Annotated in this window: 14 protein-coding genes; 2 read left to right on the top strand and 12 right to left on the bottom strand. The window is 28.3% G+C overall.

Features of this window, described 5'->3' with window-relative positions; translation table 11 throughout:
- Nucleotides 1-287: 287 nt before the first annotated feature.
- From JG780_RS07865 to JG780_RS07810, 12 genes are all read right to left on the bottom strand, one after another.
- Nucleotides 288-1,487, bottom strand: a complete 1,200-nt coding sequence (locus JG780_RS07865) for a hypothetical protein (protein ID WP_287569966.1) — start codon at nt 1,485-1,487, stop codon at nt 288-290.
- Between the two features lie 719 nt (nt 1,488-2,206).
- Nucleotides 2,207-3,349 carry a glycosyltransferase gene (locus tag JG780_RS07860; protein WP_287569963.1) on the bottom strand — a complete coding sequence of 381 codons (1,143 nt, stop codon included), beginning with the start codon at nt 3,347-3,349 and terminating at the stop codon, nt 2,207-2,209.
- 227 nt (nt 3,350-3,576) lie between these two features.
- Entirely contained in the window at nt 3,577-4,797 is a 1,221-nt protein-coding gene (locus JG780_RS07855; RefSeq protein ID WP_287569961.1) for a glycosyltransferase, read from the bottom strand.
- 26 nt (nt 4,798-4,823) lie between these two features.
- Complete coding sequence (locus tag JG780_RS07850) at nt 4,824-5,594, bottom strand: NAD-dependent epimerase/dehydratase family protein (protein ID WP_004100718.1); 771 nt, start codon at nt 5,592-5,594, stop codon at nt 4,824-4,826.
- Nucleotides 5,595-5,597: 3 nt separating this feature from the next.
- Nucleotides 5,598-6,725 carry a non-hydrolyzing UDP-N-acetylglucosamine 2-epimerase gene (gene wecB, locus JG780_RS07845; RefSeq protein ID WP_004100720.1) on the bottom strand — a complete coding sequence of 376 codons (1,128 nt, stop codon included), beginning with the start codon at nt 6,723-6,725 and terminating at the stop codon, nt 5,598-5,600.
- A 3-nt stretch (nt 6,726-6,728) separates the two neighbouring features.
- Nucleotides 6,729-7,838: a polysaccharide biosynthesis C-terminal domain-containing protein gene (locus JG780_RS07840; RefSeq protein WP_004100722.1), complete on the bottom strand. Its 1,110-nt coding sequence runs from the start codon at nt 7,836-7,838 to the stop codon at nt 6,729-6,731.
- On the bottom strand, nt 7,835-8,881 hold the full coding sequence (locus JG780_RS07835) for a polysaccharide biosynthesis protein (protein ID WP_287569958.1): 1,047 nt from the start codon (nt 8,879-8,881) through the stop codon (nt 7,835-7,837). The genes JG780_RS07840 and JG780_RS07835 overlap by 4 nt, the downstream gene beginning before the upstream one ends.
- A 50-nt stretch (nt 8,882-8,931) precedes the next feature.
- Nucleotides 8,932-10,140: a glycosyltransferase family 4 protein gene (locus JG780_RS07830; protein ID WP_287569956.1), complete on the bottom strand. Its 1,209-nt coding sequence runs from the start codon at nt 10,138-10,140 to the stop codon at nt 8,932-8,934.
- Nucleotides 10,141-10,177: 37 nt separating this feature from the next.
- On the bottom strand, nt 10,178-10,612 hold the full coding sequence (locus JG780_RS07825; protein ID WP_287569954.1) for a hypothetical protein: 435 nt from the start codon (nt 10,610-10,612) through the stop codon (nt 10,178-10,180).
- Nucleotides 10,613-10,630: 18 nt separating this feature from the next.
- Nucleotides 10,631-11,875 carry a sugar transferase gene (locus tag JG780_RS07820; protein ID WP_287569952.1) on the bottom strand — a complete coding sequence of 415 codons (1,245 nt, stop codon included), beginning with the start codon at nt 11,873-11,875 and terminating at the stop codon, nt 10,631-10,633.
- A 386-nt stretch (nt 11,876-12,261) separates the two neighbouring features.
- The gene (locus JG780_RS07815; protein ID WP_287569951.1) at nt 12,262-12,705 is read right to left on the bottom strand and encodes an RNase H family protein; all 444 of its coding nucleotides are present in this window, start codon (nt 12,703-12,705) and stop codon (nt 12,262-12,264) included.
- A gap of 72 nt (nt 12,706-12,777) precedes the next feature.
- Nucleotides 12,778-13,131 (bottom strand): zinc ribbon domain-containing protein, encoded by a 354-nt coding sequence (locus tag JG780_RS07810; protein ID WP_004100737.1) that lies wholly within the window; start codon nt 13,129-13,131, stop codon nt 12,778-12,780.
- Between the two features lie 383 nt (nt 13,132-13,514).
- On the opposite strand from JG780_RS07810, the gene JG780_RS07805 reads away from it, so the two are divergent.
- Nucleotides 13,515-13,706 (top strand): DUF1659 domain-containing protein, encoded by a 192-nt coding sequence (locus tag JG780_RS07805; RefSeq protein WP_004100739.1) that lies wholly within the window; start codon nt 13,515-13,517, stop codon nt 13,704-13,706.
- Nucleotides 13,707-13,734: 28 nt separating this feature from the next.
- Nucleotides 13,735-13,886: DUF2922 family protein (locus JG780_RS07800; protein ID WP_287569968.1), on the top strand; the 152-nt coding region annotated here is incomplete at its 3' end.

Here is a 13,886-nt window from a genome sequence, read left to right as displayed (position 1 = left end):
CTACTCTTAACACGCTTTTTCCTCCTATCCAAGTATTACATCAAGTGCTGACATTATGAAAAATCCAAAAATTAAAAAATATGTTGATAGCCTTTCGTTTCCTCTTTTACTTAATTTAAAAGTATTCTTAATTATTCAAAAAAATAAAGTTATAAAATTCGTAAATTTTTCTTTAGGAATCTTTTACAACGTTTGATTTAAAACATTTCTCACATACTACTAATTTAAAGGTTTTATTGCATACAAGTCCAACCTTTATGTATTTCGAATCCTACCTTTAAAAAATATTAAGAAATCGTTCTTTTTTGAAAAGAATAAAACTTTTCTGAATTGTTCTGTTTAACAGACATTTTGCAACTTTTAGTTAAAGGGGACTTAGACGCACCAAATGCTAACCAAGCTAATATCTCAAAAATAAAAACAATCCGTGGAACAAAATACCCCAAAAATCCGGAATGTAATATAGACAAAATGATTGCAGTCCAGAGAAACACATACCAAAATCTTTTTTCTAAATCAGAAAATTGAATACTATAAATTTTTTCAAGAAGTACACCAATATATATTAAAAAATATATAGATAAGGAATAATAATAAGGAAAAGTAGCACCAAAATCATATAAGATACTATATATAGATCCTCTTGGAACAATCAGACCTAAAAATAAAGATTTATTTAATCCAAATAGAGATTCTATAATTTGTGGGATGAATCTGTTGATAAGATTGTTTAATCCATTTTTTATTACAATCATTTGAAGTAATAAATATGTTATTAATATACCCACTATATTTGTCATTATAACATTTCGCTTTGAAAAAGTCCTTGGCCAAAAGTTTAAAAAAATCAATATATGAGGCAAAATCATATATCCTCTAATAATTACTTGTAAAGATGTTGCAAGCAGAAAAATAGTAAGATTTTTTTTAAAAGAAGAAATAATCGCAACAAGCATCAAATCGTAAATTATCACGTCTCGCAACCATGAAGCACTATGGATTAATAAAACAGGTGAAAATATTAGCATTAGGGTTAATACAAACGCTTTTTTAGAGGGGAACTTAAGAATATTCTTAAATATGTAGTACGTCAGGAGAACAAAAACTAAATAAGCTGGGAACCCCGAAAAAAAGATTACTAAATACCACATATTGTCATTCCAAACAAACAATTTTTTCACATAATAAATATAATATCCATAAAAATTAGTATTTCTTATAGTTTCTAGAGATTGAACAGAAAAAATCATCTCGAAAAATGATGGAAAGAACCTCTCTTTTGGAATAAAATTATAATAAAATAGTTCATCGGTATAAAAAGACGGTTCCTCATAAACTGCAACTGTATCATCTAATATACGATAGTTAGGTAGCTCTTGATTTTTCGAAGCTACCTGGATTCTTATAAATATCAAAGTAACAGACAAAATGGCTGAAAGAAACATAAGAATCACTAAGAACCCATCGATATTTTTTTTATATTTCAAAAAAAACCTCCCTTTATACGTTTCATTAGAAGTTTTAAAAAATAAATATTTTCTTATTTGAAAACTAGAAAATCAAAAAGTGTAAATAACAAAAAACTAAATTTCTTAGTCCCAATTATCACATAGGCTAAAAGATAATCAAATTGGATAAACAAATAGGACGTAGGTATAAGTTACATTATTTTTCACTACAACTAACACTTTCAAAGTTTAAAATCTCATACATAATACTATTTAATAGTTTTATTTCTTTAAGTATTTTATCATCTTCTTTATTTGAAAATTTGTTTCATAAAATATCCATAAATAGTATTATGAAATTTTTACTCTCAAAACAAAACTTTTAAGATGAAAATACAAATTTAGGAAACTAACTATATGAATTTCATAAAATCTAAAACAAAAGTACTACCTATCTTTGATACTATATGGTTAAACTCATTATCTTTCCTAAAGTGCTATTGTTTTATGTTTAATAAATAATTTGTTTGCTATTTATTTAGAAAAAATAATTAAAAAATACATAAATTTAAAAGAATAGAATTAGTTGTTATTAAAAATAAAAACAATCATTCCTCGGATTTCAAATTGTTAAAAATATTTCTAATTTAATATTTCTCATTAAATTACAATAATAATTAATTGTTTCAATATTAAATTTAACCTTCCTCTCTTTTTCATTACCTGCCTCTTATTATTTTTTTTTAATTTAAGGGTAATTAATTTTTATTATTCAAAAATTCCTTGATTAATGGTTCAATTTTTACTTCCCAAGTCAAATTCTCTCTTGCAAATTGTCTCATTTCCTCTCTATAATTCTTATGTTTTATAGAATCATAAAATTCAATAACCTTCTTTATATCAACACTTTCATCATTTTGTGGTATCCTTAAAACATATTCAAAATTTTCAGGAAAATCTTCGTCAAAATAAGCAATAATAAAAGGTATTCCCCTTGCACAATATTCTCTATTTTTTAATGCACATACTTTATAAAGACCTATCCTGTGAATTGCCAAACTTCCTATTCCAATATGACTTTTATCAAAAAGATTATCTAATTCATTCCCATCTTTAAATCCATGAAATACTACATACTTTTCTAAGCTTAGCTCTTTAGTAATTTTTTTTAAGTTATTAATCTCGGGCCCATTTCCGACAATATGAAAAAATACTTCTTTATCATTATTTTTCAGATAATAATCTGAAAGACCTTTTATTACTCTATCAAAACCATGCCAAATACTTACACTTGCCACTCCTATAAGATTAAGTATGTCTGAATTATTATTTGTTTCTTTAGATATTCTTATATTATCTAAATCAATTCCATTAGAAATATTTATCGTTTTAACGTTAAATATTTTCTCATGATCTGAATATGTAATTATACGATCTATATATTTATGTAAAGATTTTCTAAACCATTTATCGATAAGTAATTTTGCAAACCCTAGCTTCGAAAAAATTAATTCCTTATCATATGGATAAGTTGGAATCTCTAAATATACCTTTAATCCTGAATTTTTACATTTTCTTAAAAACCTAATAAAATATGGAGAAGAAAGAGGATACCTAATAATAATGCCTTTTATATTATTTTCGTATATAAATTCCAACACTAAATTATAATACACTTTTCTTTTAGTAATTTTAAATACCATTTTATTAGAAAAATTAACTTCTTTTAATAAGCTTTCATTCCCTTTATAAAGTAAATATAAATTTCTATTTTTTATGTAAATTCTATAAACATTTAAACCTTTTTTCCGCATAGCTTTTATTTGCCCATTTACCTTTTTATCTACTCCAGATAATCTTTTATCGTTAATATCATATAAGGTTAAATATAAAATATTCATATACTTCTTCCTCCCATTCAAAACATTATATTTGTTATCTGTATTTATCATTTAATCCAGAATTCTTTCAAATAACTCGTTTCTCAACTGATATTTTTAGAATATTTCCAAAATCTATTTTGTATCATTGAAATCTCAATAAATATTAAAGAAGATTACCAAATAACAAATTAAGAAACCACCTATTCTTATAATTTAATACATCAACTTTATATACTAGAGTAACTTTAATGATCATCTTGAAAAAGAATACTTTTATACAAAGCTAGATAACCGTTTATCATCGAAGACTTTGAAATAGCCTTAAGCCAACTATTCTTAATCTCTTTAATTTTTATTTTTTTCTGCTTAACTTCAGAAAGCTTTGAAAATATCTTATTTGGCGTATTTTCCTTAGAAATTATCCAACCAGTTTCACCTTTTTTAATAATTGTTTCTTTTGCACCACCAGAATCAAATGTTATTACAAACGTTCCACAAGCTTGTGCTTCTAAATTAACTGTAGGATAATTATCTTCAAGTGTTGGATTTACAAAAACATCAGCAGTAGTATAAATTCCAACAAGCTCCTGTACAGAATTTGTCTTCGAAAGTCCTATAATATTTTTTGGGAGATTTTTCTTTTGCTTTCTACTAAGCCCAACAAGTACTATTACTTCATCTTCATTTAGCAATTTTGAAAGTTCAAAAAAGTATTTCAAACCTTTCCTTTCCTCCCAGACATTTGCAACTCCTAGAATCACAAATTTATCTTCAATTCGGTATTTTTTTCTAAAATCACTAGGAGTAGGTTTAAACACACTAATATCAATTCCATTTGGAATTACTACTACAGGATATTCTTTTAGAAAAGATTTCTTCACAAGATCCGCAAGCCATTGAGATGGAGTTACCAAAGTCAAATTTTTTATTCCTGTAAATAATTCTTTTTTTATTTTCCAATTATTGGATGAATTATCAAACAACCAGCTTGTTGGGTACTTTAACTTTTGTGGACATTTAAAACAACCTTTTTTCCATTTACCACAACCTACAAAATCAAAATACGCACAATGTCCGGTAAAAGGCCAACAATCATGTAATGTCCAAATAACTTGCTTATTAATTTGCTTTAAATAATCAAAAAGAATTTTAATATTAATGTAGTATCCATGGATATTATGTAGATGAATAATATCAGGATCTAATTCTTTAGCTTTTTTAATAAAATCTTTTGTTGCTTGTTTGGAACCAAATCCATGCTTATCAAATAACCTTGTCTTTATTACATGAGTATAAATATCCATTTTCCTACCTATTCTTATAGTGTTAGAACAATTCTTTGCTTTTTCTCTTCCATAAGCTATATAACTTTTATATCCATTAGTGGATAAGGCATTGTGAATATCTAAAACTATTCTACCAGTACTTCCTCTTCCACACACTGAGTTAATTTGAAGTACTTTCAAAATTACTCATCCTCCATAACAAATTTTCAATATTGAAAGTATATTTTTCTAATTCCATTTTTTAAATCTATCTTAGCTTTCCATCCTAATTTATTTAATTTAGACACATCTAGTAATTTTCTTGGAGTACCATCAGGTTTGCTTGTATCCCATTTCACATTTCCTTCATATCCCACTATTTCCTTTATTATATTAACCAAATCCTTTATCTTTATATCTTCACCGGTTCCTACATTCACAAAATAATCCGGTGAAATTTTTCTCATTTCTTCTGCTTCAACATTCTCCATCAAGTATACACATGCATCTGCTAAATCATCTACATGCATAAATTCTCTGTATACTTCTCCTGTACCCCATACTGTTATTGATTCTTTTGTTACTCCAACTTTTTCTAATATTTTTTCTATTGATTTTGGATTATTTTCATTTATTTCTTTGTCCAAACCAAATCCTATTTGATACTTTTTTATATCTTTTATTATATCTTCATACCTTTCTTCTTTTAATAATTTTCCTAGATGAAATTTTCTTGATAAAGCAGGCAATACATGACTAGTTTCAAGATTATAATTATCATTTGGTCCATATAAATTGGTTGGCATAACACTTATAAAATTTGTTCCGTATTGTTCATTAAAATATCTACATAGCTTTATTGCTGATATTTTAGCTATTGCATATGGTTCGTTTGTAGGTTCAAGTTCTCCTGTTAATAAATATTCTTCTTTTAATGGTTGAGGTGCATATTTAAGACTTTCATAAAACCTCCTAAAGATTATATTTTTTGAATGCATTTCTCAATGTTCTTGCCAAACTACTCTTTTAACGTAATCAGTATACGATAGAATAATTCTCAATACTTTTTCAGAAACATTATCGACATCATAGTCTTTCGTTATTTTTATTGTGCCTTCTTTTTGCTCTTCTAAGATTTCAAGCCCTTGCATGATTCTTTCTTTATTTAAACCAACCATCATAACTGTTGCTTCTTCCATTGCTTCTGGACGTTCGTGAGCTTCCCGTATATTAAGTGCTCTTAATCCTAAAATGGATGTTTCTTCACTAATTGTACCACTATCGCTTAAAACTGCTTTTGCACATATTTGAAGTTTTACGTAATCTGAAAAACTTAGTGGTTTTAAAAGCTTAACAAGTTCATTGAATTGAATTTTTTTCTGTTCTATCATTTTTCTAGTTCTTGGGTGCGTGCTAAAAATAATGGGTAATTGATATTTTTCAGCAATACTATTTATACTTTCAACAAGCATATAAAAATGTTTATCGTCATTTATGTTCTCTTCTCTGTGCGAAGACAGAACAAAGTATTTACCTTTCTCCAAATTTAATTGTTCAAGAATTTTTGAATTTTGGATCTTATGCCAATTTTTGATTATGACTTCTTTCATTGGACTTCCAGTTTTTATTATTCTGTCTGGTGGAAATCCTTCACGGATAAGATATTTACGGGAAATAGTGCTGTATGTTAGATTAATGTCTGCAATATGATCAACGATTTTTCTGTTTATCTCTTCTGGAACTCTTTGATCGAAACACCTGTTACCTGCTTCCATATGGAATATTGGTATTTTTCTTCTCTTGGCAGCTATAGCCGAAAGACAACTATTTGTGTCTCCGAGTACTAAAAAAGCATCTGGTTTTTCTTTTTCAAGAATAGGATCTATTTTCAATAGTATATTTCCTATAGTTTCTACTGGTGAGCCTGTAGCTGCATTTAAGAAGTAGTCTGGTTTTCTTATTTCTAGGTCTTCGAAGAACACTTGATTTAGTTCGTAGTCATAATTTTGACCGGTGTGAACTAATATATGTTCAACAGCACTGCACGAATCTAATCTTTTAATAACTTCAGACAGTCTGATTATTTCTGGTCTCGTTCCAACTACTGTAATAACTTTAAGTTTTTTCATTATTCAAACCTCCAAATAATATGTGTCTGGTTTATCAGGGTTAAATATTTCACTTGCCCAAAAGATTGTGATTAAATCGCTTTGTCCGATGTTGCTTATAGAATGCGTATAACCTGGTGGGATATCAATTACTTGGAGTTTATCACCACTAACTTTATACTCAATCACTTCCTCGGAATCTATTTTTCTGAGTTTTATTAAGGCTTCCCCATAAATAACGAGGAATTTTTCGACTTTTGTATGGTGCCAGTGGTTACCTCGAGTAATTCCAGGCTTTGTTCTTGAAACAAATATTTGCCCCAAATTTTCGGATTTTATAAATTCACTTAACCATCCTCTATTATCTCGCTTCATTTCTAATTCATAATTTAGGTTATCTTCAGGAAGATAAGAAATGAAAGTTGCAAATAATTTCTTATCAAAAGAATCTTTTAAATCTGGCATTAACAGTGATTCACGACTGTTTTTAAAAGTGTAAAGCTTTTCAACAATTTGCGAAATTTTTACTTTGTATTCTATTTTTATCTTATGGTACCCACTTTCCAGATTTTCAAAGTTTTTCAGAGTTTTAATGAATTCATCTACTACATCGTCAATGTAAACAAGATTCAAAATTTTTTCAGGATCATCTATGCGTATTGGTAGATTTCTAGCTATATTATAGCAAAAAGTAGCTACTGCAGAATTGTAATTAGGTCTGCTCCATTTTCCGAAAACATTTGGCAAACGGTATATGAAAACTTTAGCATTGGCTTGTTTTGAATATTGAAGGAGTGTTTCCTCAGCTGCTTTCTTGCTCTTTCCATAAGGATTATCTAGTTCTGCTTGTATTGAAGAAGAAAATACAATAGGTATACTTTTTTTGTTATCAATTAGATAATCGCATATAAATTTTGTGTACTCAAAATTTCCTTTCCAATATTCTTCAATATTTTGTGGTCTATTTACTCCAGCAAGATGAAATATGAATTCAACACTTGAAAGTGCTTGTTCTAAGTCTTGCCTCGTGGAATTTGTATCTATTTCAATTATATCACCGAATCCTAAGTTATTTAACTGAGAAATAAGATTTTTACCTATGAAACCTTTTGAACCGGTTATCATTATTTTCATTTTATCACTCCAAATTCACGCAAATCTTCTTGAATTTCATACAAATTGAGGAAAATTTGCTTTAATTCTTCTCTATTAAGCATATAGGTATTATTAGATGTATATTCTTGAACTTCTGATACTTTTTCATCACCAATGGAAAAATATTTGTCGTAATTCAAATCTCGAGTGTCTGCCGGTATTTTGTAAAATTCTCCAAGGTCAACTGCTTTGGCCATCTCTTCACGAGTAATAAGTGTTTCGTGCTTTTTTTCCCCATGTCTTGTTCCAATAATTTTTATTGGATGATTTTCTCTTCCTAATAATTCTCTTATGGTTTCTGCAAGCAAACCGATTGTAGCAGCAGGAGCTTTTTTGACAAATATATCGCCACTTTTTCCGTTCTTAAAAGCATATAGCACAAGTTCAACAGCTTCATCAAGACTCATCATAAACCTTGTCATTGTGGGGTCAGTTATTGTAATTGGTGCATTTCTTCTTATTTGTTCAATAAACAATGGTATCACTGATCCACGTGATGCCATTACATTACCGTATCTTGTGATAGATATCGTTGTTTCATCAGTCTCCCTTGACTTTGCAATAGCAACTTTTTCCATGAGAGCTTTTGACATACCCATTGCGTTTATTGGATAAACAGCTTTATCTGTACTTAGACATACAACTTTTTTAACACCGTTATTTATAGCTGCTGTCAACACATTATCAGTACCTATAATATTTGTTTTAACGGCTTCCATTGGGTAAAATTCACATGATGGAACTTGTTTGAGTGCTGCAGCATGAAATATATAATCCACACCTTTTGTAGCATGTTGAATTGAATTGTAATCTCTTACATCACCGATATAGAATTTCAATTTTGGATTTTTATAAAGATTTCTCATGTCATCTTGTTTTTTCTCATCCCTTGAGAATATTCTTATTTCGCGAACGTCTAAATTCATAATTTTTCTTAAAAATGCATTACCAAAAGAACCTGTTCCACCTGTTATTAATATAACCTTATCTTTAAAGTTATCTTTGAAATATTCGATATTCATAATGCTTCGCCTCCAGTAATTTAATATTATATATTATATTATATATTATATTATTCAAAATATTTTAAAAGTTTTGGTATCAATACTTGTTTACTAAAATATTTCATGTAATATTCATAACCATGATAGCCCATCATTTTAAGTTCCGTATTTTCCATCTCAGAAAATCTCAAAATTGCTTCAACAATTCCATTTATATTATCTTGTTCAACACAGATTCCGCATTTTGCGTCCTCAATTATGCGCTTGGTTTCACCATCAGCTATCGCAAGTATTGGTTTACCACAAGCCATATATGATTGTAATTTTGCTGGTATGTATTTTGAGAGCAGTTCGTTTTTTTGGTAACTAAGTAAAACAATATCGCTTGCAGATATATACTTTGAGATTTCTTTAGAAGGCTTATAGCCTATAAAATTAAACATTTGATCAACATTATTTTCTTTAATTATTTTTATTAATTTTTCTTTTGCTCGTCCATCGCCAATTAAGTTAAAAATAATTTTTTTAGACGTTTTTTCCGAAAGGGCTTTAGCAATTCTTGGAAGTATTTCCAATCCCTGGGCATATCCAATATTTCCTGTAAATGTAATGTTGAAAGCTTCACTATCAAACTCAGGTACGGTAGACTTTTCAATAGGTTTGTAAAATTCCTCAGCGTATTGTGGTAAGTATATTACTTTATCTACTTCGATATTTCTTTTTAATATTTCTTCTTTAAGACCTTGAGATGTAACAAAGATTAATTGCGAGTTTGAATATATATAATTCACAATTTTATCGACGGTACTTAGGATATATTTATTTTTTATTCCACCGGCTATTATAAGGCTCTCTGGCCATAAATCTTGTACATACAAATAAACCGGTTTTGAAAAACGTTTCGAGTACCATATTGCAGGAAGCGCTTGAAATATAGGTGATGTTGCAAATACAAATACATAATCAAATATTTCTTTCTCTATTTTTGACCAAAAGTATCCTGATACAATAAAAGATAAATAATTAATAGTTAAAGTGATTTTGTTTTTAAATCTAGGGAATATAAATAACCTTTGTATATTTATTCCATTCCATTTTTCTTTTCTTCTTTTCCCAAAACCGTAGCCTTTATAAAAACGTCCAGCGGGATAATTTGGTATACCAGTTACAACTTTTACATCGTAATTGTTTTTAACGAATTCTAATGCAATATCATTTATTCTAAATTGTTCAGGATAAAAATGGAGGGAAATTATTAAAATTTTTTTTCTAGACAATTTTATTCCTCCTAGATGAAAACAATACTTAATATCTTTATATTTGTCTTATGCTGCTAATCGCTTCCCTAATTTTCTCAACTTCCTCAGCCTTGCAAACTAATATCCCGTTCTCGCTTTCAACAACTATTATATCATTTAACCCTATCACAATCGTTGGTTTGGTTGTAAGTACAAATGTATTTTGTGAGTCTATGGTTACTGAGTTTTTAGAATTGCTTACTCCTAATTCTTTCAGTGACCTGAAACTTCCAACATCTGACCATATGAATTCGGATTTGATTGTGTATATTTTGTCTGCTTTTTCCATTAATGTGTAATCTATGCTTATCGATGGTATTTGTTCGTAAATTTTTTCTATATCTTTTTCTTTTAAAAATGGTTCTATAACTTCCAATGCATGCTTTTTCATTTGTTCGATGAAATACCTTGCTTTCCACATGAACATTCCACTTAACCTAACTAAATTCATGATTTACAAAAATAAATTTTATCTTGCTCCTCTTTTCCAAATAATAGCTTCAAGTGTTTGCAAAATAATCTGCAAATCAAGAAAAATATTTCTATTTTTTATATAATATAAATCATACTCTGTCTTTATCTTATACTCCTCTAAAGTCGAAGAATGCTTATAATTGAGTTGAGCCCATCCCGTAAGCCCAGGTTTAAGTAAAAGTCTATACAAATAAAATGGAATATTCACTTTCATTATTTCATGATATTCAATCATTTCCGGTCTTGGTCCAACAAGACTCATTTTGCCTTTTAATACTAACAAGAATTGAAGTGACTCATCTATTCTTGTTTTTCTAATTATTTTTCCTATTTTCAAAACTCTCTTTTCTATATCTTTATTAGGTGAATTTTTATCAATTTTTGTATTTTTTAAGGATCTCAACTTTATAAATTCAAATAATCTTTCATTTTTACCGACTCTTTCTTGCTTAAACACAACAGGTCTACCATCTTCAATAAGTATAGCTACAGCAGCTATTAACATAAAAGGGGAAAAAACTATTAACCCGACAATAGATCCAAAAATATCTAACAATCTCTTTGCAGGTGATTCACTTACATTCCTAAAAGATATTTTATAATACTCTTCAAATTTTTCAACCACTTTAATAGGTATTCTCTTTAAAACTTTTTCAACTAAATTTGGCAAATACTCCACTTTATAGGTATTACTCAAAATTTCTAAATCATCCTTTACATACTCTTCAAGTTCTAAATCACATACAAGAACCCTATCAGCTGTTTTTACCTTTTCCTTAAGCACAGTAGGAGATGGGTTAATAAAATCAACAAATTTTATCTTACCTTTTGATTTTTCTTCAATTTCTTTTAAAATATCATAAAATTCTTCTTTTCTACCGATAACAAGATATTTTTTCACTGGTGTTTTTACAAGTGCAAACTTGTAAAGCACAAAGTGAATAATTGGAAGTAAGGTTATAGACATAAGAAATGAAGAAATAAAGAAGAATTTTGAGATATGAAAATTAAAAGGAAGGTTAATTATCAAAATAATAGCAATACCAAAAAAGTATGAAACTATTATTCTCAAAAAATGGTCGTTTTTTACTTCTATATTTTCATATGCTCTAAATGCAAATAAAGAAATTACTAGAAAAAAAGAAGAAAATATTGAAAATAACACTGAGTTTGTAGTTAAAAATGAAACTATAAAAAAGCTAACAAAATCAATAGTAAATAAAGTTCGAGAAATACTCACAATATTCCCCTCTTTCTTTTTTTATTTAAGTATTTATCTTACCACGAGTCATCAACTTACCATTTAGAGTATAACACTATCCAAATTAAGATTCAACATTTTTTAGTCTAAATCAACCTTGACTGCAAGTAATATTATAGCACAAACAAAATTATTTAAATAATATATTTTCAAAAAATTAACATTATCGTTCAAGACATCATGTTTCTATTTTTTCCATTCTAAAAAAGTAAGAATGAAACCGAAATCCAATATAAATCTCTGATTTTACTATTTTTTCAAAAACTATCTTCAAACAAGAGATTTTTGTTTATTATTTTTATAAATTACAACAAAATCTTTTTATCTTTATAACCCAATTTCAACTCATTTAATCCTTTCTTATTTTATCTTTTATAATACTTACTTTTCTTCAACTTTTTTATCAAATACTCTTCCACACTTTTTCTAGACATTTCATCAACATAGTTGTTAAATCTATCATTTTTATGAGCCTTTACCTTTACAAAGCTTACTTGTAATTGTTGACAAAACTGTCTCAACTTTCTTGCATACGAATTAATATACGGATTTTTTGTATTTCTATACGAAGATGCAAGCATTGGAATTTCGTTATAATCATGTATTATAGTAACCTCTTTTACTCCAAGGTTATTACAATACTCCAATGCTTTAATAACCCCCAATAACTCTGCAATAATGGAATTTCCCCTCTTTATTTCCATTGCATCTTTATACGTAAACTTTATTTCTTCATCTTCAACTACGCAAAATGAAAAACCTGCTATTCTTAAATCATCGTAATAGGATCCATCTACGTATATTCGCATGCATTTGTCCCTCCTCATCAACTTGTTCCTTTTATTAAACGAATCTGTATTTCAAAATCTGACATTTTAAAATTAATACCCTAAATCATCTAAATATTGTCCAAGTTCATTTTCATCTTCGAAATCTGTTCCAAGTTCTGAGTTCCAAAATTCTAACATATCTGGATAATCTTCCACTGGTTCATTATCCTCTTCATAATATTCATAGCTATCGTATTCATAGTAATCTTCATCATCTTCTCCAATTTCCCTTTCCCAATAAAAATACCAACCACAATCAAAGCATACCTTAGCATAATCTGGCATATATTTTCCGCACCTTGGACACCTTTTATTATAAAAAACCCATCCACATTCTGGACAATAGTCCTCATTATTTTTAACTTCGATTCCACACCTAGGACATTCTTTCCAGCCTTGGTACACAATAATTCCTCCCATCCTACAAATTAGCAAAATTATACCACACAAACTTCAATTTAAAATTTAAGAAACTATTTTTTATTGTAAATTTAAACTAAATTTACAATATAAATCCTTAAATTACGTATTTCTAAGAAAAATCTCAATAACGCTCACACAAAATACTATATTTTCGATATTCTTTTATCTTTAAGAAGCATTAACAAAAGATCAATCACAAAAATTTTATAACTTTCCATATAAATTCTTGACAGTCAATATATACGTGTTACAATTTATATACATATGTATACATTTAGTAAATTGCCTCCTTTTCACGTAGATATATATAAGTGAAGGCGGCCGCCTGGAAATGAAAAACAAAAACTTTGAAGGGGGTTAAAGCTATGAAAAAACTATCTATAAAATGGAATGTTGGAACTGATGAAAATGGCGAGCCTATACTAAAAACACAGTCATTAAATGTTCAAGACAGTGTCGATGCTCAAAAAGCTCTTTCAATCGCTCAAACAATAGAAAAGTACACAAATTATTCACTTTATTCAGCACAATTAGTTACATATACACCAGTAATGTAATTAAAAAAATTTAAGGGGGTAGGGATATATGAAAAGACTTACACTTGTTTTTAGAAATCAAGAAGAAGGTAAAGCGTTCAGAGTAAATGTTCAAAATCCTGTTGAAAATATAGATACAGCTGCGCTTCAAACAGACGCACAAGTTTTAATAGACAACGGTCTTGTCCCAGAAGGTTATGT

Source organism: Thermosipho sp. (in: thermotogales) (assembly GCF_020054775.1).
In the GTDB taxonomy this organism is placed as follows: Bacteria; Thermotogota; Thermotogae; order Thermotogales; family Fervidobacteriaceae; genus Thermosipho; species Thermosipho africanus.
Note: the sequence above shows the minus strand (reverse complement) of the source record. Positions and strands in the feature narration are given on the sequence as shown.

Bases quoted from the DNA above. Each gene is read 5' to 3' on its own strand.
- JG780_RS07860 (WP_287569963.1), bottom strand. From the start codon at position 3,349: ATGAATATTTTATATTTAACCTTATATGATATTAACGATAAAAGATTA.
- JG780_RS07850 (WP_004100718.1), bottom strand. From the start codon at position 5,594: ATGCATTCAAAAAATATAATCTTTAGGAGGTTTTATGAAAGTCTTAAA.
- wecB (WP_004100720.1), bottom strand. From the start codon at position 6,725: ATGAAAAAACTTAAAGTTATTACAGTAGTTGGAACGAGACCAGAAATA.
- JG780_RS07840 (WP_004100722.1), bottom strand. From the start codon at position 7,838: ATGAAAATAATGATAACCGGTTCAAAAGGTTTCATAGGTAAAAATCTT.
- JG780_RS07835 (WP_287569958.1), bottom strand. From the start codon at position 8,881: ATGAATATCGAATATTTCAAAGATAACTTTAAAGATAAGGTTATATTA.
- JG780_RS07825 (WP_287569954.1), bottom strand. From the start codon at position 10,612: ATGAATTTAGTTAGGTTAAGTGGAATGTTCATGTGGAAAGCAAGGTAT.
- JG780_RS07815 (WP_287569951.1), bottom strand. From the start codon at position 12,705: ATGCGAATATACGTAGATGGATCCTATTACGATGATTTAAGAATAGCA.
- JG780_RS07805 (WP_004100739.1), top strand. From the start codon at position 13,515: ATGAAAAAACTATCTATAAAATGGAATGTTGGAACTGATGAAAATGGC.